The organism is Enterobacter sp. Ag1 (assembly GCA_000277545.1).
Taxonomy (GTDB): Bacteria; Pseudomonadota; Gammaproteobacteria; order Enterobacterales; family Enterobacteriaceae; genus Cedecea.
On the sequence record AKXM01000049.1, the window covers coordinates 50894 to 74630 of the forward strand.

The window sequence follows — 23737 nt, forward strand, 5'->3', positions numbered from 1 at the left end:
TACAAACGCTGACACTATTTATGGTTTGCTTACCCTCGACCGGAAAAATGACTATTTTTGACCGTTTGCGGCTGTATCAAGGTGAATGACCGGGTTTTCTGCAAAGAAATAGCGGTCGGCATTGAATTCAAAATCATCGCTGGTGGCGTTAAACAGCATTTGACGGGTGTTTTCCAGATGCTGCCACATCGCCAGTTTTGCCGCATGTGGATCTTTACGAATCAGAGCTTTAAGAATCTGATCGTGATCATCACACCAGTTGTCTACCGGGCGCATATCGATGTGTTCGTGCAGTTTCTTCCAGTAGGGGTTGTGGATGCGGTGACTCCACATTTTTTCGACGATGGTCGCCAGCGCGCCGTTTTGCGTAGCCAGTGCAACCTGGACGTGAAACTGCAGATCCCACTCAGAATCACGGTAAGTTTGCTCTTTCCGCGCTTTTTCCTGGATCTCCATCAGTTTCACAATATCTTGCTTGGTGACCTGGGTGGCGGCGAACTCCGCGATATTACTTTCAATAAGCTGCCTCGCCTGCAGCAGCTCGAAAGGGCCATAATTGGCAAACTCAAAACGCTCATCCGGCACGGCCATGTATTTTGCCTGGTTAGACATGACGTGAATGCCCGAGCCCTTGCGAACCTCAACGTAGCCTTCCACTTCCAGCATGATGATTGCTTCGCGGACGACGGTGCGGCTGACGTTTTTCTCTTCGGCGATAAACCGCTCCGCAGGCAGTTTTTCCCCGACCTGATAAACACCGGTTTCAATGCGTTGTTTTAATTCGGCGGCAAGCTGCTGATAAAGGCGGCGGGGTTCTACGGCATCCATAAGTTGCTCCGGAAGAGGGCTATACGTGAATAAATTTGTTATACCACTTTTCCCGGTGACGCTCTAGCAACCAACGTGAGAATTGCCGCCCGAAGGCGGCGGTTTTTACATCAAGACTGTGTCACGGCCTCCGGGGTGGGAGCAGTGGCTGCGAGTTCGCTGGCAGACTGGTTTTTCAGCACCGTCCAGATAACAATCGCGCCGAGGAGATCGAACACGGCAAGCGCCGCGAAAAGCGGACTGAATCCCATTGTGTCGGCCAGCGCGCCGACGACCAGGGCAAACAAGGTGCTGGCGGTCCAGGCTGCCATGCCCGTCAGGCCGTTCGCCGTGGCGACTTCGTTCCGGCCAAAAACGTCGGACGACAGGGTGATTAACGCCCCGGACAGCGCCTGATGAGCAAATCCACCCACGCAGAGCAAGGCAATCGCCACGTAAGGGCTGGTAAACAGGCCTATCGTGCCAGGCCCAATCATCAGGATGGCCCCCATAGTGACCACCAGCTTGCGAGAAACAATCAGGTTAACGCCAAACCAACGCTGGAACAGCGGCGGTAAATAGCCCCCAAGAATGCAGCCAAAGTCGGCAAACAGCATGGGCATCCACGCGAACATCGCGATTTCTTTCAGGTTGAAGCCGTAGGCCTTAAACATGAACAGCGGGATCCAGGCATTGAATGTGCCCCACGCGGGTTCGGCCAGGAAGCGTGGCAGGGCGATGCCCCAGAACTGGCGGTTACGCAGGATTTTCCACGCCGACATCTTTTTCGTGTTATCGGTCTGGTGCTGGGCTTCCTGGCCGCTAATGATGTACTCACGCTCTTCGCTGGTGAGTTTTTTCTGGTCGCGGGGGTTTTTGTAGAACCACAGCCAGATCATGGCCCAGATAAAGCTCAGTGCGCCGGTTATCATGAACGCCATCTGCCAGCTGTGCATCACAATGGCCCAGACCACCAGCGGCGGGGCAATCATTGCCCCAATGGAAGAGCCGACGTTGAAGTAGCCCACCGCAATAGAGCGTTCTTTGGCGGGGAACCACTCGCTGCTGGCCTTTAATCCTGCGGGGATCATCGCCGCTTCGGCGGCACCGACTGCGCCACGGGCAAGTGCGAGACCGCCCCAACTCCCCGCCAGCGCGGTTGCTCCACAGAAAATAGCCCAGGCGACGGCGAACACCGCGTAGCCCACTTTGGTGCCCAGCACGTCGAGCAGATAGCCCGCGACAGGCTGCATAACGGTATAACAAGCCGAATAGGCGGCGATGATCCACGAGTATTGCTGCGTGGTGATATTCAGTTCGCTCATCAGCGTGGGTGCCGCGACGGCCACCGTGTTGCGGGTCAGATAGCCCAGCACGGTGCCCAGCGTCACCAGCGCTATCATGTACCAGCGTAAACCTTTTATTTTTCGCATTTCTAACCCCATCCCGTCTTTATTGTGAACGTTGTTCCCGATAAATCGGCTCCGTTCCTGCTCTTGTCACCCATGGGCCGGGGCAAGCGTTGCCCGGCAAGAGGTACTGCGACGGTTTGAACGATAACTTGTCATACATCTTTATAAGTTGAGTGATATCACAAAAGCATTTTCGCGTAATGTTGGGCTATACCTTGCTCTCAGGTCAGTATCGGCGCGGGATTTAGTCCGTTTTATGCACATAAAGACGGAAATTATGTGTTTGTTTTGTGACCATTGACGCAAAATTGAGGTCGTTGCAGGGAAATTGGTGTGATAACTTCGTGCCATCATGATGCGAATGCATAGCACCGTTATCTGCAGAGGATATCTCTTATGACCCCCTTTATGACTGAAGACTTTCTTCTTGATACTGAATTCGCCCGCCGCTTGTACCATGACTACGCGAAATCGCAGCCCATTTTTGATTACCACTGCCACCTGCCGCCGCAGCAAATAGCGGACAACTATCGCTTTAAAAACCTGTATGACATCTGGCTGAAAGGGGATCACTACAAGTGGCGAGCAATGCGAACTAACGGCGTGGCTGAGCGGCTGTGTACAGGCGATGCCAGCGACCGCGAAAAGTTTGATGCCTGGGCTGCCACCGTGCCGCATACCCTCGGCAATCCGCTCTATCACTGGACGCACCTGGAGCTGCGCCGCCCGTTTGGTATTACCGGCAAACTGCTCTCGCTGGCAACGGCGGAAGACATCTGGCAGCAGTGTAACGCCTTGCTGGAGCAGGATTCGTTCACCGCCAGAGGCATCATGCAGCAGATGAACGTGAAAATGGTCGGCACCACTGACGATCCGGTGGATTCTCTGGCGCACCACGCCACCGTGGCCAAAGATGGCAGCTTCGACATCAAAGTGCTGCCGAGCTGGCGGCCGGACAAAGCCTTTAATATCGAACAGGCGACGTTTACCGACTACATTTCGACGCTGGCCGCCGTGTCCGACACCGATATTCGTCGCTTTAGCGACCTCCAGGCGGCGCTGAGCAAAAGACTCGATCATTTTGCTGCCCACGGCTGTAAGGTGGCCGATCACGCGCTGGACGTGGTGGTCTTTGCCGAAGCGGATGAAGCCACGCTGGATGCTATTCTTGCCCGTCGTCTGGCTGGCGGCGCGGTTAACGACACCGAAGTCGCGCAATTTAAAACGGCGGTGCTGGCCTGGCTTGGCACGGAATACGCCCGTCGCGGCTGGGTGCAGCAGTACCATATCGGCGCGCTGCGCAACAATAACCAGCGGCAGTTCCGCCTGCTGGGGCCGGATGTAGGCTTTGATTCGATAAACGATCGCCCGCTGGCCGAGCCGCTGTCGAAACTGTTAAGTAAGCAAAATGAAGAAAACCTGCTGCCGAAAACTATTCTCTACTGCCTCAATCCTCGGGATAACGAGGTGATTGGCACGATGGTCGGTAACTTCCAGGGAGAAGGGATGCCTGGCAAAATGCAGTTCGGCTCCGGCTGGTGGTTTAACGATCAGAAAGACGGCATGGAGCGGCAGATGACCCAGCTTGCCCAGCTTGGGCTGCTGAGCCGCTTCGTTGGTATGCTAACCGACAGCCGCAGTTTCCTCTCCTACACGCGCCACGAATACTTCCGCCGTATTCTGTGCCGCATGCTTGGCCACTGGGTCCAGGCGGGGGAAGTGCCTGAAGATATGCCGCTGCTGGGGGAGATGGTGAAAAACATCTGTTTCAACAACGCCCGCGACTACTTTGCCATTGAGCTGAACTGAGGCCGCGATGCGATATATCAGGATCCATGCGCTGGATAACGTTGCTGTCGCGTTGGTGGACCTGCCGGAAGGCGAAGAGATAGGTACTCCGCCGGAAGCTTTCAGGCTGCGCCAGCCGATCGCGCGCGGCCATAAGTTTGCGCTCCAGCCAATTGCCGAAGGGGCAAACGTCGTGAAGTACGGCTTGCCTATTGGTCACGCACTTTGCCATGTCGCCGCAGGTGAACATCTGCATTCCCATAACCTGCGCACCAACCTTAATGACGTCGATGAATACCGCTATCAACCGGAAGTTGTGCCAGCGGCGGAGCCTTTTGGCGACCGGAACGTCAACATCTATCGCCGCAGCAACGGCGCGGTCGGCGTTCGTAACGAGCTATGGATCCTGCCGACTGTTGGCTGCGTGAACGGCATGGCTCGCCAGATGCTGAGCCGTTTCCTGCAGGAAACCAATAACGCCCCGGATATCGACGGTGCCTGGCTGTTCAGCCATCAGTTTGGCTGCTCCCAACTGGGGGACGACCATCTCAACACCCGCACCATGCTGCAAAACATGGTGCATCACCCAAACGCGGGCGCGGTGCTGGTGGTGGGGCTGGGCTGCGAGAACAATCAGATCGCTGCTTTCCGCGAAACCTTAGGTGAATACGACCCAGAACGCGTTCATTTCATGGCGCTTCAGCAGCAGGACGATGAGGTTGAAGCGGGGCTGGAGCATCTCCACGCTTTGTATGATGTCATGCGCTACGACAGGCGCGAACCGGGTAAACTGAGCGAGCTGAAATTCGGGCTGGAATGCGGCGGTTCGGACGGCCTCTCCGGCATTACCGCCAACCCGATGCTGGGTCGGTTCTCGGACTATATGGTGGCGAACGGCGGCACCACGGTACTGACGGAAGTGCCGGAAATGTTCGGCGCGGAACGGCTGTTGATGAGCCATTGCCGGGACGAAGCCACGTTTGAGAAAACCGTGGCGATGGTCAACGACTTCAAACGCTACTTCATCGAACACCAGCAGCCCATCTACGAGAATCCGTCGCCGGGGAATAAAGCGGGCGGGATCACCACGCTTGAGGAGAAATCCCTCGGCTGTACGCAAAAAGCCGGTGAAAGCCAGGTGGTCGATGTTCTTCGCTATGGAGAAAGGCTAAAACAGGCTGGCTTAAACTTGCTGAGTGCGCCGGGTAACGACGCGGTCGCCACCAGCGCGCTGGCGGGAGCTGGCTGCCATATGGTGCTGTTCAGCACCGGGCGAGGGACGCCCTACGGCGGCTTTGTGCCGACGCTAAAAATCGCCACTAACAGCGAACTGGCCGAGAAAAAACCGCACTGGATAGACTTTGACGCAGGCAGGCTGCTGCATGGCAGCACGATGCCCGAGCTGCTGGCGCAGTTTATTGAGGCGATAGTTGAGAAAGTGAACGGCGCGCCAACCTGCAACGAGAAAAATGATTTTCGCGAGCTGGCGCTGTTTAAAAGCGGCGTCACGCTATGAATGTCATCTCCCCAGCGGTGAGGGAGAAAACAAGCTGCGGGATACAAGGTTGATCCCCTCTCCCTTTTAGGGAGAGGGTTAGGGTGAGGGTAAAAACCAGAAACGATGCTGCGGTTTAAGTCAGTGCCGAACACCCAGCGTGGCTCGTTGATATTAGCCGCGTAACAAATCGGCCTTCGCCAGACGAGCATCTTCTGCCTGGCAAACGGCGGCAGTAAAGATAACGTCGGTAGAAGAGTTCAACGCGGTTTCGCAGGAATCCTGCAATACGCCGATGATAAAGCCGACCGCCACCACCTGCATGGCAATCTCGTTCGGTATGCCAAACATGCCGCAGGCCAGTGGGATCAGCAGCAGCGAACCGCCCGCCACGCCGGAAGCCCCGCAGGCGCAAAGTGAAGCCACCACGCTCAGCAGCAGCGCGGTAGGTAGATCCACAGGCACGCCCAGCGTATGCACTGCCGCCAGCGTCAGTACCGTAATCGTGATGGCCGCCCCGGCCATATTGATCGTTGCCCCCAGCGGAATCGACACCGAATAAGTATCGCGATCCAGGTTCATCTTCTGGCACATGTTCATGTTAACCGGAATATTCGCCGCCGAGCTGCGGGTAAAGAACGCGGTCACCCCGCTTTCGCGCAGGCAGGCCAGCACCAGCGGATACGGGTTACGGCGAGTGGTCATAAACACCAGCAGCGGGTTGATGATCAGCGCCACGCTGAACATACAGCCCAGCAGCACCAGCAGTAGCTGGGCATAGCTCCAGAGCGTGGAGAAACCGGTGGTGGCAAGCGTGGAGGCGACCAGGCCAAAGATCCCAATAGGGGCGAAGCGGATCACCACTTTCACGATAAACGTCACCGCGTCAGACAGGTCGTTCACCAGATTTTTGGTCGTTTCGTTTCCGTGGCGCAGCGCAAATCCCAGGCCGACCGCCCACACCAGAATACCGATGTAGTTAGCGTTCAGCAGGGCGTGTATAGGGTTGGCAATCACGCTCATCAGTAAACCGTGAACCACCTCGACGATCCCGGACGGCGGCGTAATGTCCGTGGCGCTGCTGGTCAGATGGAGCGTGGAGGGGAACATAAAGCTAACCACAACGGCGGTCAGCGCGGCGGAGAAGGTGCCCAGTAAATAGAGCACCAGGATAGGGCGAATATTGGTTTTTTGGCCCTGCTGATGATTCGCGATGGAAGCCATCACCAGCGTGAGCACCAGCACCGGCGCCACGGCTTTCAATGCGCCGACGAACAGCGTGCCGAGCAGGCCGGTTGCGATAGCGGCAGGTTTTGAGACCAGCGCGAGCAGAATACCCAGCACCAGGCCAACGAGAATTTGTTTTACGAGGCTGCCGCGGGCAAAGCGCTGCAGTAGTCCAGAAGCTTGCGAACTCATGAATACCTTCCTGTGTTTCAGTGATGTCGTGCTGTGCCGCGTGCGTAGTGCGCTACGTCTGTGCGGTTGTAAGAAAATGTGTTTGCCCGGTGAGTATAAGGAAAAGCGTGGAAGGAAAAAGCATTTCAAGCTGGAATTGCGCTCAGTGTTAGATTTTACAACTAATTATTAACATGTGCGTCACATATTCAGCAGTTTGATGCGATAGCGGATTGCCAGAATGAAAAAGGGGCATTACGCCCCTCAATTTGTGATGAGAAGCTGGTCTATTTGACCGGCGTCTTTTGGTCATTACGGTGGTTGACCCACGCATTGATAATCAGCGTTCCCGCCAGAATCCCACCCACCACGCCGAGCGAAATGGCGACAGGAATATGGTAGAAATCAACGATCAGCATCTTGATACCGATAAACACCAGGATCACCGACAGGCCATATTTCAGCATCGAGAAGCGTTCTGCCACGCCCGCCAGCAGGAAGTACATGGCGCGCAGGCCGAGGATCGCGAACAGGTTAGACGTCAGCACGATAAACGGGTCGGTGGTGACCGCGAAAATCGCCGGAATGCTATCTACCGCGAAAATCACGTCGCTCAGCTCGACCAGAATCAACACCAGCAGCAGAGGGGTGGCGTACAGGAGGCCGTTCTGGCGCACGAAGAAGCGCTCGTTCTCAATTTTGTCCGTCATGCGCAGATGACTGCGCAGCCAGCGAACCAGCGGTTTATCGCCGATGCCGCTATCGTCCTCTTTTGCCAGCGCCATTTTCACACCGGTGAAGAGCAGGAAAGCGCCGAACACATACAGCAGCCATTCGAACTGGGTAATCAGCCAGCTGCCGCCGAAGATCATGATGGTCCTGAGGATTATTGCGCCCAGCACGCCGTATACCAGCACACGCCGCTGCAGCGCAGCAGGCACGGCAAAGTAGCTGAACAGCATCAGCCAGACGAAGACGTTATCGACCGCCAGCGCTTTTTCAATCAGATAACCGGTGAGGAAGGCCAGCGCCTGAGTATCGGCGACTTCACGGCCAGCGGTGCCGCTGAGATACCACCAGAAAGCGAGGTTAAACAGCAGGGAAAGTGAAACCCAGACCAGCGACCAGACGGCCGCCTGTTTCATCGACATGGTGTGCGAGCCACGACGGCCCTGAACCAGCAGATCGATCGCCAGCATGATGGCGACCACGACGGCGAAGCTGCCCCAGAGCAGCGGAGTACCGACAGTATGCATAATAAGATTCCTTGAAAACAAAAACGGCCAACATCAGAAGACGCCAGCCGCTTTCGCTTGCAACAGGGATCTCGCCTTCCGGCAAGGTCTCACTTACGACGTTTTCACGTCGCCCGGCAACCGGATGCTTGCGCATCGTAATGACGATTAACCGGCAATGAAGTTACTCCCCTTTGCAGGTAACAAAATATGACAAGCCATGGCTTTGGTCAATATTTGATACCCACTTTTATATGAAATACTTTACGCCGTGGCCTGCTGGTCCACGTCGTCCGCCGGGAACTTCACCCCGGTCTGGCGGCGAATCTCGGTCGCCAGTGCCGACGTAATGCGCGATGTTACCAGTCCGGCGTGATTAACCTCATTCTCTTCCACCAGGCGCGCGAACGTCTCCGCTTCGTAAAGCATGGTGTTGATATGCTGCGGGAGGCTCAGATCCTGCGGTTTGCCGCCGCGCGGGATAAACGTCACCCGCTGGCATTCAGAGATTTTTTCGATCACCAGCGATCCGGCTTCGCCCTGAATTTCGCTTGGGATCGTCGAGTCGCTCACTTTGGAATGCAGCAGGGTAACGTCAAAATCACCGTAGTTCAGCTGCACGGTGCCGTGCGCGTCTACGCCGCTGTCCAGCAGGGAAGCCGTGGCGTGAACGGCTTGCGGCTCGCCCCACAATGCCGCCGCCGAGGCCAGCACGTAGAAACCGATGTCCATGATCGAGCCGTTAGAAAATGCCGGATTAAAGGTGTTCGGGTTTTCACCGTCCAGGTAGCGCTGGTAGCGGGAAGAGTACTGGCAGTAGTTGAGCAGCACCTTGCGAATTTTCCCCACCTTCGGCAGCGCCTGCTGCAGGGCAATAAAGTTCGGCAGGCTGGCGGTTTTAAACGCCTCGAACAGCACCACCTGATTTTCGCGGGCGCAGGCGATGGCCGCTTCAACTTCGGCCAGATTAGACGCCAGCGGCTTCTCGCAAATAACGTGTTTTTTGTGGCTCAGGAACAGCAGGCTCTGCGGGCCGTGCAGCGAGTTAGGGCTGGCGATATACACCGCGTCGATCGCATCGCTCTGCGCCAGCTCATCCAGCGAAGTAAACAGATGCTCCACCGGGTAATCGTTGGCGAAGCTTTGCGCCTGTTCGAGGCTGCGGGAGTACACCGCAGTCAGCTTATATTTGCCGCTCTCATGGGCGGCATCTACGAACTGGCGGGTGATCCAGTTGGTTCCAATCACAGCGAAACGTATCATAAACGGGGGCGTTCTCCGGAAGTCGATAGTCAATAAATCGGGGCTTTATCAAGCCGCGCCGCTCAGCGCCAGCTGGGTAAGCCAAAGTCGTGTATCGAATTCTAACTGGTGATACTGCGGTTCCATATGACAGCACAAGGAGTAAAAAGCTTTGTTGTGATCCTTCTCCTTAAGATGCGCCAGTTCGTGAACCACAATCATGCGTAAAAAAGCTTCAGGGGCGGAGCGAAATACGGTCGCCACGCGAATTTCCGCCTTAGCTTTTAATTTGTTGCCCTGCACGCGGGAAATCGCGGTATGCAGCCCCAGCGCGTTGTTCAGCACGTGGATCTTGTTGTCATAGGCGACTTTATTTATCGGGGGCGCATTGCGCAGAAACTGGCTTTTCAACTCCTGAGTGTAAGCATAAAGCGCTTTATCGGTCGCGATGTTGTGCCCCTGCGGGTAGCGTTTTTCTAGCACCGCGCCGAGGCGCTGCTCGCTAATCAGGGTGCGCACCTGCGAGAGCAAATGCTCCGGATAGCCGCTTAAATAAATCAGTTCGCTCATGCTTGTCTCAGGTTGAAGGAAAAAAAGGTATACTCTCGCCCCCGCTATGGGGATATCACCAAACTTTACCATCCAGGAGGGCCGATGAGCCAATTAGACAACGGTTTTCGTTCACTGACGCTGAAGCGTTTTCCGGAAACGGACGACGTAAACCCGCTGCAGGCGTGGGAAGCGGCAGATGACTACCTGTTGCAGCAGGTAGACGAACTTGAGCCAGTCGGCCCCGTTCTTGTTTTTAACGATACCTTCGGCGCGCTGGCCTGCGTGCTGGCCGAACACAAGCCTTACAGCATTGGCGACTCGTACTTAAGCGAGCTTGCCACGCGTGAAAACCTGCGCGAGAACGACATCCCGGAAAACAGCGTCACCTTCCTCGACAGCACCGCGGCTTACCCGCAGGCGCCGGGGCTGGTGCTGATTAAAATTCCTAAGACGCTGGCCCTGCTTGAGCAGCAGCTGCGTGCGCTGCGCAAAGTCGTGACGCCGGAAACCCGCATTATTGCGGGTGCGAAAGCGCGGGACATTCACAACTCCACGCTGGAGCTGTTTGAAAAAATTTTAGGGCCAACCACGACCACGCTGGCGTGGAAAAAAGCGCGTCTGATTAACCCGACCTTCACCCAACCAGAGCTGGCAGATGTGCCGGAAACGCTGAGCTGGAAGCTGGAGGGCACCGAGTGGACGATTCACAACCACGCCAACGTCTTCTCCCGCACCGGGCTGGATATCGGCGCGCGTTTCTTCCTCGAAAGTTTGCCGTCGGACCTGGAAGGCGAGATTGTCGATCTGGGCTGCGGTAACGGCGTGATTGGCCTGACGCTGCTGGAGAAAAACCCGCTGGCGCAGGTGGTGTTTGTGGATGAATCGCCGATGGCGGTGGCTTCCGCGCGCCTGAACGTTGAAACCAACCTGCCGGGCGATATCGACCGCTGTGAGTTTATGATCAACAACGCGCTGTCCGGCGTGGAGCCTTTCCGCTTTAACGCCGTACTGTGCAACCCGCCGTTCCACCAGCAGCATGCCCTGACGGATCAGATCGCGTGGGAAATGTTCCACCACGCTCGCCGCTGCCTGAAAATCAACGGCGAGCTGTACATTGTGGCCAACCGCCACCTCGACTACTTCCGCAAGCTGAAGAAGATCTTCGGCAACTGCACCACGGTGGCAACGAACAACAAGTTCGTGGTGCTGAAAGCGGTGAAGTTAGGTCGTCGCCGCTAAATCTCCAGCGCTAAACGGGTGCCCTGCGCAATTGCGCGCCGGGCATCCAGCTCCATTGCCACATCGGCCCCGCCAATTAAATGCACGGCTTTACCCATCGCCTGTAAAGGCTCAGCCAGCTCGCGGCGCGGATTCTGCCCGGCACAAATAATCACGTTATCCACTTCCAGCAGCTGTGGCTCCCCGCCGACGGTGATATGCAGCCCGGCATCGTCAATACGCTCGTAGCTCACGCCAGCCATCATTTTCACGCCTCGCGCGGCAAGCGTAGTGCGGTGGATCCAGCCCGTCGTTTTGCCCAGACCTTCGCCCGGTTTGCTGGTTTTACGCTGCAGCAGGAAGATGCTGCGCGGGCTTTTATGCAGATGAGGCCCTTCCGGGCGCAGGCCGCCTGACGTTTGCAGGCTGGTATCAATCCCCCATTCTACGCAGAACTCGGCGATGCTTTGGCTGGTCGACGCCCCTTCCTGGCTCAGATACATCGAAGTATCAAACCCGATGCCGCCCGCGCCAATCACCGCCACGCGTTTGCCCACAGGGGCTTTGTCGCGCAGCACATCGACATAGCTCAGCACCTTCGAATGCCCGATGCCGTCAATTTCCGGCAGGCGCGGCTCAATCCCGCAGGCCAGAATAACTTCGTCATAGTCGGACAGCATCTCCGGGGTAACGTACTGATTCAGGCGAACGTCCACGCCGGTGAGGGCCAGCTTTCGGCGGTAGTAGCGTAGCGTTTCGAAGAACTCCTCTTTGCCGGGGATCTGTTTGGCGATGTTAAACTGCCCGCCAATCTCCGCCGCAGCGTCAAACAGCGTGACGCTATGGCCGCGCCCGGCGGCGTTGACCGCAAAGGCTAGTCCGGCGGGGCCAGCACCTACCACCGCAAGGCGCTTCGGTTGTGAAACAGGCACAACCGGCATTTTGGTTTCATGGCAGGCACGCGGGTTGACGAGGCAAGAGGTGACTTTACCCACGAAGATCTGATCCAGACAGGCCTGATTGCAGCCGATGCAGGTATTGATTTCATCGGCGCGATTCGCAGCGGCCTTAGAAACAAACTCGGCGTCAGCCAGGAAAGGGCGCGCCATCGACACCATATCCGCATCGCCGTCGGCCAGGATCTGCTCTGCGGTTTCCGGGGTGTTGATTCGGTTGGTGGTCACCAGCGGCAGCGCGACGTGGCCTCTCAGTTTTTTGGTGACCCAGCTAAACGCGCCGCGCGGCACGGAGGTCGCGATGGTAGGAATACGGGCTTCGTGCCAGCCGATGCCGGTATTAATCAGCGTCGCACCCGCTTTTTCTATCGCTTTGGCGAGCGTGACGGCCTGCTCAAAGTTGCCGCCGCCTTCGACGAGGTCGAGCAGCGACAGGCGGTAAATAATAATAAATTCTTTGCCAACGCGTTCTCTCACAGTACGCACGACTTCAACGGCAAAACGCATTCTGCGTTCGTAGTCTCCGCCCCATTCATCGTCGCGCTGGTTGGTGCGGGCGGCCAAAAACTGGTTAATCAGGTAGCCTTCCGAGCCCATGATCTCCACGCCGTCATACCCGGCTTCACGCGCCAGGCTGGCGCAGTGGGCAAAGTCCTCAATCAGCGTTAACACTTCTTCGTGGCTGAGCTCATGGGGTTTAAACGGGTTGATCGGCGCCTGAATGGCCGACGGGGCGACCAGCTTAGGCTGGTAGCTGTAGCGCCCGGTGTGCAGGATCTGCAGGGCAATCTTGCCGCCTTCGCGGTGCACCGCCCCGGTCACAATCTGGTGATGCGCCAGCTGGCTTTTGTCGTTCAGCACCGCGCCGTGGGCAACGGTCACCCCGGAGGCCGACGGGGCGATCCCGCCGGTGACAATCAGCGCCACGCCGTGCCGGGCGCGCTCGGCATAGAAAGCGGCAAGGCGCTCAGCGCCGTCCGGCAGCTCTTCCAGCCCGGTGTGCATCGAGCCCATCAGCACGCGGTTTTTCAAAGTGGTGAAGCCAAGATCCAGCGGGGCAAGCAGCGACGAGTAGCTCATAATAAATCCCAATTTGTAACATTATTGTTATGTGGTCGGATGAGTTCTAATTTAGCCGTCGCAGGGCAAAAGGGAAAAGGGGAGTGCGGCGAATGTGATGAGAGTCATATTCCCGCCTCCCCGAAAGCAAAATCAGGCGCGAGCCTCCTTCAGCAGATTCTGAATAACCTGCTCCTGCTGCTCGTAATTCCCCTCGCCGAAAGAGACATTGCGCAGCTGTCCGCGAGCGTCGAAGTAATAATGCGCTGGCCAGTACTGGTTTCCGAAGGCATTCCAGATCTGGTAGTTATTGTCGGTGACGACCGGGTACGGCAGCTGCCACTTGGCTACTGCCTTTTTCACCGAATCCAGATCTTTCTCCCACGGGTACTCCGGCGTATGCACGCCAATCACCACCAGGCCCTGATCTTTATACTTGTTGGCCCATTCCCGGACGTGCGGCAGCGCGTGCTGGCAGTTAATGCAATCGAAGGTCCAAAAATCGATCAGCACGACTTTGCCTTTCAGCGCCTCTGGCGTCAGCGGCGGGCTATTGATCCATGCGGTTCCCCCGGAAAGCGGCGGCATTGCGCTGGTGGGCGCGGGATCCACAATAGGCTGCAGCTTAGGCGCTGGCGTGGTGGTGGGGGAGAAGGCCAGCAGGCGCTGCTCCAGCTTCGCGCCGAAACCGTTGGCGTTTTGCAGCACCGCCGTGGTGCCTGAGGCGATAAACGCCACCGTGGCAAGCATAGCCACGCCAGCCACTCGACGCAGCTGCGCCATCAGCGCCATTTTCTCACGCAGGCGAACCAGCAGCCGGTGACCGCAGAACCACAGCAGCGCTAGCATCAGCGCGCAGCCGCTGCCGTAGGCCGCCAGCAGCAGGCCGGTGGTGACAGCCGAAGATCCGGACAAGCCGAGGCCGAGAATGGCCCCCAAAATCGGCCCCGCGCAGGGCGACCAAAGCAGCCCCACCGCCAGTCCGGCCAGAAAAGCCGACAGCGTGCCGCGAGTGCGGGAGCTTTGGTTGTTGATGGCATTCCCCACCTGCACCGCCGGGCGCATCAGCCGTTCGGCAAGCGCGGGGAAGATGAGCGTGAGCGCGGCAAGCGCCAGCATCCCCAGCGCTACCCAGCGGCCAGCCAGCGTGGCGCGCATGATCCACTCCCCGGCAGCGCCGACCAGCAAAGCCACGGCGGTGAACATGGCCACCATGCCGGCAAGCAGGGCGATGATTTGGCTTTTTTTGCCGCGAAATGCAGCGAAAAGCAAAGGAATAACGGGCAGCGTACAGGGGCTTAATAAACTGAGCATACCGCCAAGAAAGGCAATCAGAACGGGCATAACACACCTCACGGTTACAGGATGATTTCGGGGTATTTAACCCGCCTGATGTGTTCGTGATGTGTGGGAAAACCGTCCTGATTGTCAGTTTGTTTGTCGGCGACTCGGCGGCATACAGAGCGATACAATCAGGCTACAGGCAGCGTGATGCAGGCCTGCAAACCGCCCTGTGGCCGGTTAGTCAGCGTTAATTTCCCCCCTAACTGGCCGACAAGCTGGGCGGCTATCGCCAGCCCAAGCCCGGTGCCGCCGGTGTCGCGATTTCTGGAACTTTCCACGCGGTAAAAAGGCTGCAACACGGCGTCCAGCTCCTCCTCGGGGATCCCCGGCCCGTTATCGCACACTGCCAGCGTGACCTGGCTGGCTCCCGCCGTCAGGCTGACTTCAGCGGCGGTGCCGAACTTCAGCGCATTATCCAGCAGGTTGGTCAGAATACGGCGCAGCGCCTGGGGACGGGTCGAAAGCGGGAGTGACACTTCCGGCGCGGCAAACGTCACGGCTTTGCCGACGTCCTGATAATCGCAGGCAATGCTATCCACAAACGCCCTCAACTCAATACGCTGGGGAGCCTCTTCCAGACTTTCCGACGACCTTGCATAAGCGATGCCCTCGCGGACGAGATGCGTCATGTTGTCCAGATCCTGCATTAGTTTGTCGCGCAGTTCCGGCTCGTCGCTCATTTCCAGGCGCAGCTTCATGCGGGTAATCGGCGTCTGTAAGTCATGCGAAATGGAGGCCAGAATTTGCGTGCGTTCTTTCAGGTGCCCCTGAATTCTGGCCTGCATCGCGTTAAACGCTTTGGCCGCGTGTTCCACTTCCAGCGGGCCGCTTTCCTGCATGTCCACGGGGCTTGAGCTGGCGGGTTCCAGCGCTTCAACGGCGCGGGTAAAACGGGTAAACGGCAGCACCACCTGGCGCACGGCAAACCATGCGCAAAGCGCCAGCAGGACAAGCTGGATGGCAATCACCACCGGCAGCCAGGTTTCAATCGGCGGCATACGCGGCGTAAGGTCGATGGTCAGCGGCGAGCCGTCGGCCAGCGTCAAATGCGCCTGAATATGGGAGCGCATACCGGGAATGGAGGTGAAATCGAGCTGATAATGCTCGCCCAGCGCCTCTTTCAGAGATGCAATAGCGTCTTTAGAACGTTCGTCGGTGGGTGGTTTGCCCGGTGTCCCTGGCCCAAGAATGTAGTGATAATTTTCCCGGGCGAGTCGGTCCAGCCAGGCCGGTCGCTCATTGGGCGGTAGCTTGTCGAGGATCGCGACGCTGGTGGCAACGTTGTTTTGCAGGTTATCCAGCATCACGCTGCGGGCGCTGTTCATTCTCTCGAGCGTGGTTAGCGCCAGGGTCAGGCCGTTAGCCAGAAACAGGCCGACGAGAATGATGAGAAACAGCCGGGAAAGCAGAGTTCGGGGCCAAAGCCTCATTCTCGCGCCTCGACGATCGTCACGGGAACGGAAAGCACATAGCCTTCGCTACGCACGGTTTTGATGTAGGCCGGGGTGCGGGCATCCTCATTTAAGCGCTGGCGGACGCGGCTGACCAGTAAATCGATCGAGCGCTCGAATAGCTCTGCATCGCGGCCTTGAGTCAGGTTCAGCAGCTGATCGCGCGTCAAAACGCGCTGCGGGTGATCCAAAAACACGCGCAGCAGGCGATATTCCGCCCCGCTCAGGGCAACGATCGTGCCTTGTAAATCAATCAGATGCCGGGCCGAAGTATCAAGCTGCCACTCGCCAAAAGCGATGATCCTGCCCGCTTCGGTCACCTGCAAATTGGGGGGTAACGCGCGGAAGCGACGAAGGATCGCCTTGATCCGCGCCAGCAGTTCTCGGGCGACAAAAGGCTTTACCACGTAGTCGTCCGCGCCCATTTCGAGGCCGAGGATCCGGTCGCTGTCTTCGTTTCTGGCGGTCAGCATTAAAATAGGCAGATCTTTGTGCTTATCGCTGCGCAGCTGGCGGCAGAGCGTCAGCCCGTCGTCGCCGGGCATCATCACGTCCAGCACCACTAAATCGACGTGCTGCTTATCCAGAACGGAACGCATCTCCTTGCCGTTGGCCGCGCCGCTGGCCCGGTAGCCGGATTTTTCCAGATAGCTGACGATGAGCTCGCGAATATCGCGGTCGTCGTCCACCACGAGAATATGATCGATATGTTCCACCTGGGGCTCCCGGCGCTAAAAGTGAAGGCTAAAACTAGCATAGCCGCCCGGCAGTGAACGGCTATGTTTTTCTTTTTTTACTACAACTTACCGGCATCTACCACTGCCTTCACAAACGCCTCTGGCGCTTCTTGCGGTGGGTTATGGCCGATGTTTCCACTGAAGGTTCGGTGTTCATATTTGCCGGTAAATTTCGCCGCATAGGCCGCCGGTGCAGGATGTGGTGCGCCGTTGTTGTCGCCTTCAATGGTGATGGTTGGCACGGTGATATTCGGCAGCGCAGCCAGTTTTTTCTCATCAGCCGCGTACTTCTGCTCGCCGTTTTCCAGCCCCTGGCGCCAGCGATAGTTGCTCAGGGTAATCGCAACGTGGTCCGGGTTATCCAGTGATTTGGCGCTGGTGTTAAAGGTCTCATCGCTGAATTTCCAGCCCGGCGAAGCCTGCTGCCAGATCAGTCTGGCGAAGTCATGGGTGTTTTTCTCATATCCTGCCGCGCCGCGTGGAGTCGCGAAATAGAACTGATACCACCATTGCAGCTCGGCCTGCGGCGGCAGCGGTTTTTTCCCTGCTTCCTGGCTACTAATCAGATAGCCGCTGACCGACACCAGCGCTTTCACCCGTTCAGGGTGCAGCGCCGCTACGATATCCGCCGTGCGTGCGCCCCAGTCGTAGCCAGCGAAAATGGCCTGTTTGATATGCAACGCATCCATTAGCGCAACGGTATCCTGAGCCAGCGCCGCCGGTTCACCATTACGAGGAGTGGAAGGGGAAAGGAACCGGGTGCTGCCGAAGCCGCGCAGATTTGGCACGATAACCCGGTAGCCCTGCTTTGCCAGCTCAGGCGCTACCGTATCAAAGCTGTTGATGTCGTAGGGCCAGCCGTGCAGCAGAATTACCGGTTGCCCGTCTTTCGGGCCGAGATCGACATAGCCGACGTTCAGCACGCCCGCGTTAATCTGTTTTATTTGTCCGGCATCAAAGCCCGCGGCTTCCGCCTGGCAGGCGAAGACGACCGAGAGAGAAAGAGGGGCAATCAGCGCAGACAGGGTCAGTTTGTTGAACATGATGTTTTCTCCAAAGCCATTAGAAAATGTTCGGTTATCACATCACGAGATTGTAGGTGGTGTGTTTTTCAAACCGCCCTTTTTGCATGGCGGCGTATCTGGCGGGGTAGTGGATACAGTGTGATACAAAGTGTTTTTACCCTCACCCTAGCCCTCTCCCCAGAGGGGAGAGGGCCGGGGTGAGGGGAAAATTATCCTGCCACTCTCGGCACAAGCCCCGGCGCCTGCCACATCGACGTCGTCAGGCCGCTGTCCACCAGCGTTAACTGGTCGGCATACACTTTTTGCCATTTGCGCTTCATCTCGTCGTAAAGCTCGCGGTGCGCCGGATTTGGCGTGAACTCTCGCTGCCACTGCACCAGACGCTCCCCTGTGCTGGCTAGCGAATCAAAAAGCCCGGCGCCTACGCCAGCGGCAATCGCGCAGCCCAGCGCCGTGGCCTCTTTGACCACCGGCACGCGCACCGGCAGGCCGGTGACATCGCTCAGGATCTGGCTCCACAGCGCGCCTTTTGAACCCCCTCCGGCGAAGACGAGCGAGTCGAACCTCACGCCAGAAAAGCCGGAAATCTGCTCCAGATTACAGGCGGACACAATCGCCGCGTTTTCCTCTAAGGCGCGGAATAGCGTCGCTTTGTTGCACTTCTCAGGGTCGATGGAGAGGTTAATGAACGACGGCGCGGCGTGGTACCACTGCTTGAAATGCATGGCATCAGAGAAAATGGGCATCACCCCGTGGGAGCCCGCAGGTACCCGGCCCGCCATCTCTTCCATTAGCGCATAGGTATCCACGCCGAGGCGCTCGGCCAGCAGCTTTTCTTCCGCGCAGAAGGCGTCCCGGAACCAGCGCATCGTCAGGCCGGTGAAGAAGCTAATGGACTCCGCCTGCACCATGTTGTGGATGACGTGTGGGTTAATGCGGATGTTCATGTCGGGGTCGGTTTTGATTGCCGGCAGGTTCACCACCTGCTGCCAGAATGTGCCGCCCAGCACCGCCGTCTGCCCAGGCCGGACAATGCCCAGCCCCAGGCAGCCAAGCTGGACGTCGCCGCCGCCCATCACCACCGGCGTGCCTTTTAGCAACCCGCTTTCTTCAGCCGCCTGTGGGGTTATGCCGCCCAGCACGGTGCCGGTTTCTTTGACCGGGGAAAGTATGTCGGCGCGCAGCCCGGCCATATCCAGCAGGGCAGGCCGCCAGTCGCGGGTCGATAGATCCAACATCCCGGTCGTACCGGCGTTAGAGGGGTCAACCGCCAGCTCACCGGAGAGTTTGGCCGCCAGCCAGTCGCTGATCATGGTGATGGTGGCGGCTTTGCGGTAGATATCCGGGCGATGGTGTGCCAGCCAAAGCAGGCGGGGCATGGCGCTCAGCGCCAGCGTCTGGCCTGAAACCTGGTACACCTCGGATTCAAACTGGAAGTCGTGGATCTCTTTCAGCTCGCTGACTTCGCGGCTGGCGCGAGCATCCACGTTTGCGCAGGCCCAGATTGGCTCGCCGTGGCGATCGTACAGCACAATCCCTTCCCGCATAGAGCAACAGGCAACGGCACTTATCGCCGAAGAGGAGAGGTTAGCGTTGTGCAGGGCCTCGCGGATGCAGCGGCAGGCCAGCTGCCAGTTAACGGCGAGATCGAACTCCATCGATCCCGGCACATCTGTCACGCTCAAGTGCTTCCATTCGGCCTGGCCAACGGCTATTTGCTGGCCAGAAGTATCGAAGATCACGGCGCGGATACTGCCCGTTCCGGCGTCCAGTGCAAGTAGATAACTCATTCACAGACCTCTTCCGTCGCTCGTTCAATAAATAAACTCTTATCTATCGCGGGCGATTTGACCGATCTATTTGGATGTTTTGTGATCGCTGCACGGTTGCGATGGGCGATCCCTGACTAAGTTTTTGAACACTATCTCTTATTCACTGATGGATCCGGGAGAGAACTTGATGGCAGATCTGGATGATATTAAAGATGGAAAAGACTTCGGTATTGGCCAGCCGCAGGAGAACCGGGCGTTTTACCTGAAGGGAAGCGGGGCGCTGGACTGGGGCATGCAGTCGCGGCTGGCGAGGATTTTTAACCCCATCACCGGACGCACCGTGATGTTGGCTTTCGATCACGGCTATTTTCAGGGGCCGACAACCGGCCTGGAGCGTATTGACCTCTCTATTGCGCCGCTGTTCCCTGAAACCGACGTGCTGATGTGTACCCGCGGCATTCTGCGCAGCGTGGTCCCGCCTGCCACCAACAAACCTGTTGTGCTGCGCGCCTCCGGCGGCAATTCGATCCTCAGCGAACTCTCGCGCGAAAGCGTCGCCGTGACGATGGAGGATGCTTTACGCCTCAACGCCTGTGCGGTGGCCGCGCAAATTTATATCGGCAGCGAGTATGAGCATCAGTCGATCAACAACATCATCAAGCTGGTGGACGAGGGAACGCGCTACGGCATTCCTACGCTGGCGGTTACCGGCGTGGGCAAAGAAATGGCCCGTGACGCGCGCTACTTCTCGCTGTCTAGCCGCATTGCCGCCGAGCTTGGGGCGCAGTTTGTAAAAACCTACTTCGTTGAGGACGGTTTTGAGAAAGTCGCCGCCAGTTGCCCAGTGCCGATCGTTATCGCCGGAGGTAAAAAACTGCCCGAGCAGGAGGCGCTGGAGATGTGCTTTAAGGCGATAGACCAGGGCGCATCCGGTGTGGATATGGGGCGCAACATCTTTCAGTCTGAAGCACCCCTGGCGATGCTGCAGGCGGTGAAGAAGGTGGTGCACGAGAAAGCATCTGCCCGCGAGGCCTATCAGTTCTGGCTTGAAGCGAAGCATCAGGGAGGTAAGGCATGAACGTCACGCTGGTGGAGATCAACATTAAGCCAGAGCGGGTCGACGAGTTTCTGGACGTGTTTCGGGCGAATCATGAAGGCGCCATCAAAGAGCCCGGTAATTTACGCTTTGATGTGCTGCAGGACCCGGAGGTTTCAACGCGATTTTATATCTACGAGGCCTATCAGGATGAGGCCGCGGTGCTGGCGCACAAGAAGACCCCGCACTATCTCGCCTGCGTTGAAAAGCTGGATGAGATGATGTCTGAGCCGCGTAAGAAGCAGAGTTTTATTGGGCTGCTGCCGTAGGGAATGCCCCCTCACCCTGGCCCTCTCCCCATGGGGGAGAGGGGAAAAAACAAAGGGAGTGGGTTGAATAGGAAAAACCCACTCTCCCTGTTAGGGTGAGGGTCACTCAGCTTTCCTGCGCCTCTGCCGTCTCATCCTGCGTCACTCTCAGCCTGTAAAGCGCGCGCTTCGCGCACTCAAGCACATGCTCGCACTGCTCAATGGTCAGCGTCAGCGGCGGCTCGACCCGAATGGTTTTGGCATTATTCAGCGTCCCGGCCACCAGCACCTGCTGGCGGAACATCTGGCTGGCAAACTCGTAGCCGATGTCGTTGTCGCGGAACTCAATCGCCATTAACAGCCCCTGGCCGCGTGCCTCAACAACCAGATCGGGGAACTCACGGACCAGCGCCCGGAAGCCATCCAGCAGCAGTTGCCCTTTCTGAGCCGCCTGAGCAGGCAGATTCTCTTCCAGCAGGTAGTGAATAGCCGCCAGCGCCGCAGCGCAGGCCAGCGGGTTGCCGCCGAACGTGGTGGTGTGCAGGAACGGGTTATCAAACAGCACGGAAAACACCTCTTCTGTCGCAACCGTGGCACCAATCGGCATCACGCCGCCGCCCAACGCTTTGGCAAGGCAGAGAATGTCCGGCTGCACGTTTTCGTGTTCGCAGGCAAACATCCTGCCGGTGCGGCCCATCCCGGTTTGCACTTCATCCAGAATCAGCAGCACGCCGTACTCGTCGCAAAGTTGACGCACCGCAGGCAAATAGCCTGGCGGCGGCAGAATCACCCCGCCTTCGCCCTGGATGGGCTCCAGGATCAGCGCGGCTACATCATCACCGGTTTTACGACATTCGCTGAACTGCGTGCGTAATGCCTCGATATTGCCAAAGGGCACGTGGCGGAATCCCGGCAGCAGCGGCATAAATGGTTTACGGAAAGTGGATTTCGCCGTGGCCGAAAGTGCGCCCAGAGACTTGCCGTGGAACGCGCCGCTGGTGGCAATAAAGGTAAATTTCCCTCGTGGCGACTGGTACGCTTTGGCCAGTTTTATTGCGGCTTCCACGGACTCAGTACCGCTGTTGCTAAAGAAGCTGTATTTGAGTTTACCCGGAGTCAGTGTGGCAAGCGTTTTAGCGAGCATCGCCCTCAGAGGGTCGAGCAGTTCCTGGCTGTGCAGGGGCTGCTTTTCAAGCTGATGCTGAACGGCGGAAACAACGACTGGATTACGGTGCCCCACGTTAAAGATGCCGAACCCACCCAGGCAATCGATATACTCTTTGCCCTGGGTGTCGACAAGCGTATTCAGGCTGCTCGCTTGCCACTCTACGGCTCCGTAATCCCCGCCGGCGGTAACGGACTTGCGGTACTCAAGAAAACCCGGATTAACGTGCTGCTGGAAGCTATCAACCACCTCCCGGTTTAGCGCCTTCATCTCCTCATGGCTAAGTGACTTCTTTTCAATAATGTTCAGTGCGTGCGCCGTACAGGCAAGGGCCGAGGCGCTGGAAGGTAACCTGTTCAAAATGTGCTCCTGGGTGTGGCGTATCACGCGATACACAAAATAAGTATTGCAGGGATTGCGCCAGGTAGCGCGCCGTAGGTGAAATCGGGATAAACGCCCGCAGGAGTACATCTGTGCAATAATTAATCACAATAGATGACATTTTGCGTGTTTTAATGCTGAAGGCCGATTGCGTGAGCATGACTTTGCTGAGAAGAGATTTGCACTATTTTGGGGCGACATGTTTCCGTATGGCGCAAAAAGGAAAATAAAGATCGGGCTTATTATTGTTTAGCATTTCTTAATGGTTAATAGATGCTTATTTATTCTGAAATACCGTATAACAATAAATGTCCTTATTCGTAAAGTTTTTAATATGGATTGGCCGTTTAGGATTTGTTTAAGTTATGATTCGGCGTGAAAATTAACCCGCGATATTCGTTATCATCAGGTGGTGGATATTAACTTGACCCGTTAAACACAAGGTGTGCATAGCGTGACTATCAATATAAAGGACATCGACAGCTCTTTATCAGAGCTAAATATTGCCATCCGCGATCATTATAACTGGGCAAATAAGTGCCTGCGCCTCAGCCTGCTGGGCGGTGAACCCGATAAAGAAATCAACGATCTTCATTCCCATCAGCATTGTCGTTTCAGCCGCTGGCTGGGGCAGCGTTTGCAGGGGGGGAGTCTGGACCGGGAGTTGATTCTGCTGATTGATAAGCACCACACCGATATGCACGCTGCCGCCCGGGTACTCATGTTATCTATTATCGGCAAACAGGTTAGTGAAGAATTGCTGAATCATTACAATGAAGCGCAGCAAAATTTTATTTCCAGTATCGACCAGTATAAAGAATACCTTTTTTCCTACCGCAATTTGTACGACGCGTTAACCGGCCTGCCGCTACGCCATTTAATGTATCAGGAATTTCCGCTGATACGCTCTCGCTGCGAGCGTGCGGAGCGCAACCTTTATTTGCTGATCATGGATATTGACCGTTTTAAAACGATCAATGACACCTGGGGACACAACGCCGGAGATGATGTGTTGCGCAGCGTCGCATCCATTCTTAAAGGGGCTACGCGTAACGAAGAGCGCATTTATCGCTTTGGCGGCGAGGAGTTTATTATGCTGCTGGAAGCGACCAGTCGTGAGCAGGCAGAGCAGGCCGGGCAGCGCATTTGCCAGCACTTAGCCAGCCAGCCCATCAGCGTGGATGACCACGCAATCCGCGTGACGGTAACCGGGGGGCTGACCCTCGTCAGTGCGAATGACTCCCTGCACAGCGCCATTGGTCGGGCAGACAAAGCCATGTATTACGGCAAAAACACGGGCCGCAATCGCTGTATTCTGGCTTTGTCTGATGAAGAAATGGTCACGCTGGAATAATG

At 57.0% G+C, this 23737-nt stretch carries 19 protein-coding genes; 6 read left to right on the forward strand and 13 right to left on the reverse strand.

What is annotated here, in order from left to right; genetic code table 11:
* Window positions 1-51 precede the first annotated feature (51 nt).
* Both exuR and A936_RS18535 read right to left on the reverse strand, forming a co-directional pair.
* Window positions 52-828: a transcriptional regulator ExuR gene (gene exuR / locus A936_RS18530; RefSeq protein ID WP_008460470.1), complete on the reverse strand. Its 777-nt coding sequence runs from the start codon at window positions 826-828 to the stop codon at window positions 52-54.
* 110 nt (window positions 829-938) lie between these two features.
* Window positions 939-2240 (reverse strand): MFS transporter, encoded by a 1302-nt coding sequence (locus tag A936_RS18535; protein ID WP_008460473.1) that lies wholly within the window; start codon window positions 2238-2240, stop codon window positions 939-941.
* A gap of 375 nt (window positions 2241-2615) precedes the next feature.
* Here A936_RS18535 and uxaC point away from each other — a divergent pair, with 375 nt between their 5' ends.
* Window positions 2616-4028 carry a glucuronate isomerase gene (gene uxaC / locus A936_RS18540; RefSeq protein WP_008460476.1) on the forward strand — a complete coding sequence of 471 codons (1413 nt, stop codon included), beginning with the start codon at window positions 2616-2618 and terminating at the stop codon, window positions 4026-4028.
* Window positions 4029-4035: 7 nt separating this feature from the next.
* Window positions 4036-5523 (forward strand): UxaA family hydrolase, encoded by a 1488-nt coding sequence (locus A936_RS18545; protein WP_008460477.1) that lies wholly within the window; start codon window positions 4036-4038, stop codon window positions 5521-5523.
* A gap of 153 nt (window positions 5524-5676) precedes the next feature.
* On the opposite strand, the gene sstT is transcribed toward A936_RS18545, so the two are convergent.
* The 4 genes from sstT to A936_RS18565 all read right to left on the reverse strand — a co-directional run bounded on the left by sstT (window position 5677) and on the right by A936_RS18565 (window position 9947).
* Complete coding sequence (gene sstT / locus A936_RS18550) at window positions 5677-6921, reverse strand: serine/threonine transporter SstT (RefSeq protein WP_008460478.1); 1245 nt, start codon at window positions 6919-6921, stop codon at window positions 5677-5679.
* Between the two features lie 266 nt (window positions 6922-7187).
* A complete protein-coding gene (locus A936_RS18555; RefSeq protein ID WP_008460480.1) occupies window positions 7188-8156 on the reverse strand; it encodes a TerC family protein in 969 nt (322 codons plus the stop codon).
* A 243-nt stretch (window positions 8157-8399) separates the two neighbouring features.
* Window positions 8400-9398 (reverse strand): Gfo/Idh/MocA family protein, encoded by a 999-nt coding sequence (locus A936_RS18560; RefSeq protein WP_008460483.1) that lies wholly within the window; start codon window positions 9396-9398, stop codon window positions 8400-8402.
* 48 nt (window positions 9399-9446) lie between these two features.
* The gene (locus tag A936_RS18565) at window positions 9447-9947 is read right to left on the reverse strand and encodes a M48 metallopeptidase family protein (RefSeq protein ID WP_008460485.1); all 501 of its coding nucleotides are present in this window, start codon (window positions 9945-9947) and stop codon (window positions 9447-9449) included.
* An 84-nt stretch (window positions 9948-10031) separates the two neighbouring features.
* Between A936_RS18565 and rlmG the strand changes: the two genes are divergently transcribed.
* Window positions 10032-11168: a 23S rRNA (guanine(1835)-N(2))-methyltransferase RlmG gene (rlmG, locus tag A936_RS18570; protein ID WP_008460487.1), complete on the forward strand. Its 1137-nt coding sequence runs from the start codon at window positions 10032-10034 to the stop codon at window positions 11166-11168.
* Here the strand turns inward: rlmG and A936_RS18575 are convergent.
* The 6 genes from A936_RS18575 to lsrK all read right to left on the reverse strand — a co-directional run bounded on the left by A936_RS18575 (window position 11165) and on the right by lsrK (window position 19509).
* Entirely contained in the window at window positions 11165-13183 is a 2019-nt protein-coding gene (locus A936_RS18575; protein ID WP_008460489.1) for an NADPH-dependent 2,4-dienoyl-CoA reductase, read from the reverse strand. The two genes, rlmG and A936_RS18575, sit on opposite strands and share 4 nt — an antisense overlap.
* A gap of 132 nt (window positions 13184-13315) precedes the next feature.
* The gene (locus A936_RS18580; RefSeq protein WP_008460490.1) at window positions 13316-14506 is read right to left on the reverse strand and encodes a cytochrome c biogenesis protein DipZ; all 1191 of its coding nucleotides are present in this window, start codon (window positions 14504-14506) and stop codon (window positions 13316-13318) included.
* A gap of 128 nt (window positions 14507-14634) precedes the next feature.
* Window positions 14635-15936 (reverse strand): sensor histidine kinase, encoded by a 1302-nt coding sequence (locus tag A936_RS18585; RefSeq protein WP_008460491.1) that lies wholly within the window; start codon window positions 15934-15936, stop codon window positions 14635-14637.
* The gene (locus tag A936_RS18590; RefSeq protein ID WP_008460492.1) at window positions 15933-16673 is read right to left on the reverse strand and encodes a response regulator; all 741 of its coding nucleotides are present in this window, start codon (window positions 16671-16673) and stop codon (window positions 15933-15935) included. The genes A936_RS18585 and A936_RS18590 overlap by 4 nt, the downstream gene beginning before the upstream one ends.
* An 80-nt stretch (window positions 16674-16753) precedes the next feature.
* Window positions 16754-17737: an alpha/beta fold hydrolase gene (locus A936_RS18595; protein ID WP_008460493.1), complete on the reverse strand. Its 984-nt coding sequence runs from the start codon at window positions 17735-17737 to the stop codon at window positions 16754-16756.
* 191 nt (window positions 17738-17928) lie between these two features.
* Window positions 17929-19509 (reverse strand): autoinducer-2 kinase, encoded by a 1581-nt coding sequence (gene lsrK / locus A936_RS18600; RefSeq protein WP_008460494.1) that lies wholly within the window; start codon window positions 19507-19509, stop codon window positions 17929-17931.
* 169 nt (window positions 19510-19678) lie between these two features.
* On the opposite strand from lsrK, the gene lsrF reads away from it, so the two are divergent.
* On the forward strand, window positions 19679-20569 hold the full coding sequence (gene lsrF / locus A936_RS18605; RefSeq protein ID WP_008460495.1) for a 3-hydroxy-5-phosphonooxypentane-2,4-dione thiolase: 891 nt from the start codon (window positions 19679-19681) through the stop codon (window positions 20567-20569).
* Entirely contained in the window at window positions 20566-20856 is a 291-nt protein-coding gene (gene lsrG, locus A936_RS18610; protein WP_008460496.1) for a (4S)-4-hydroxy-5-phosphonooxypentane-2,3-dione isomerase, read from the forward strand. The genes lsrF and lsrG overlap by 4 nt, the downstream gene beginning before the upstream one ends.
* Window positions 20857-20962: 106 nt before the next feature.
* Here lsrG and ygjG read toward each other — a convergent pair whose 3' ends face one another.
* A complete protein-coding gene (gene ygjG, locus A936_RS18615) occupies window positions 20963-22360 on the reverse strand; it encodes a putrescine aminotransferase (RefSeq protein WP_008460497.1) in 1398 nt (465 codons plus the stop codon).
* 475 nt (window positions 22361-22835) lie between these two features.
* On the opposite strand from ygjG, the gene A936_RS18620 reads away from it, so the two are divergent.
* A complete protein-coding gene (locus A936_RS18620; RefSeq protein WP_008460499.1) occupies window positions 22836-23735 on the forward strand; it encodes a diguanylate cyclase in 900 nt (299 codons plus the stop codon).
* Window positions 23736-23737 lie beyond the last annotated feature (2 nt).

What these genes read in the sequence shown, in the direction of transcription:
- A936_RS18560 (WP_008460483.1), bottom strand. Translation starts at nt 9,398, where the DNA reads ATGATACGTTTCGCTGTGATTGGAACCAACTGGATCACCCGCCAGTTC.
- A936_RS18595 (WP_008460493.1), bottom strand. Translation starts at nt 17,737, where the DNA reads ATGTTCAACAAACTGACCCTGTCTGCGCTGATTGCCCCTCTTTCTCTC.
- exuR (WP_008460470.1), bottom strand. Translation starts at nt 828, where the DNA reads ATGGATGCCGTAGAACCCCGCCGCCTTTATCAGCAGCTTGCCGCCGAA.
- uxaC (WP_008460476.1), top strand. Translation starts at nt 2,616, where the DNA reads ATGACCCCCTTTATGACTGAAGACTTTCTTCTTGATACTGAATTCGCC.
- rlmG (WP_008460487.1), top strand. Translation starts at nt 10,032, where the DNA reads ATGAGCCAATTAGACAACGGTTTTCGTTCACTGACGCTGAAGCGTTTT.
- lsrK (WP_008460494.1), bottom strand. Translation starts at nt 19,509, where the DNA reads ATGAGTTATCTACTTGCACTGGACGCCGGAACGGGCAGTATCCGCGCC.
- A936_RS18580 (WP_008460490.1), bottom strand. Translation starts at nt 14,506, where the DNA reads ATGCCCGTTCTGATTGCCTTTCTTGGCGGTATGCTCAGTTTATTAAGC.
- A936_RS18575 (WP_008460489.1), bottom strand. Translation starts at nt 13,183, where the DNA reads ATGAGCTACTCGTCGCTGCTTGCCCCGCTGGATCTTGGCTTCACCACT.
- lsrG (WP_008460496.1), top strand. Translation starts at nt 20,566, where the DNA reads ATGAACGTCACGCTGGTGGAGATCAACATTAAGCCAGAGCGGGTCGAC.
- A936_RS18535 (WP_008460473.1), bottom strand. Translation starts at nt 2,240, where the DNA reads ATGCGAAAAATAAAAGGTTTACGCTGGTACATGATAGCGCTGGTGACG.
- A936_RS18555 (WP_008460480.1), bottom strand. Translation starts at nt 8,156, where the DNA reads ATGCATACTGTCGGTACTCCGCTGCTCTGGGGCAGCTTCGCCGTCGTG.
- A936_RS18585 (WP_008460491.1), bottom strand. Translation starts at nt 15,936, where the DNA reads ATGAGGCTTTGGCCCCGAACTCTGCTTTCCCGGCTGTTTCTCATCATT.
- sstT (WP_008460478.1), bottom strand. Translation starts at nt 6,921, where the DNA reads ATGAGTTCGCAAGCTTCTGGACTACTGCAGCGCTTTGCCCGCGGCAGC.
- A936_RS18545 (WP_008460477.1), top strand. Translation starts at nt 4,036, where the DNA reads ATGCGATATATCAGGATCCATGCGCTGGATAACGTTGCTGTCGCGTTG.
- A936_RS18565 (WP_008460485.1), bottom strand. Translation starts at nt 9,947, where the DNA reads ATGAGCGAACTGATTTATTTAAGCGGCTATCCGGAGCATTTGCTCTCG.
- lsrF (WP_008460495.1), top strand. Translation starts at nt 19,679, where the DNA reads ATGGCAGATCTGGATGATATTAAAGATGGAAAAGACTTCGGTATTGGC.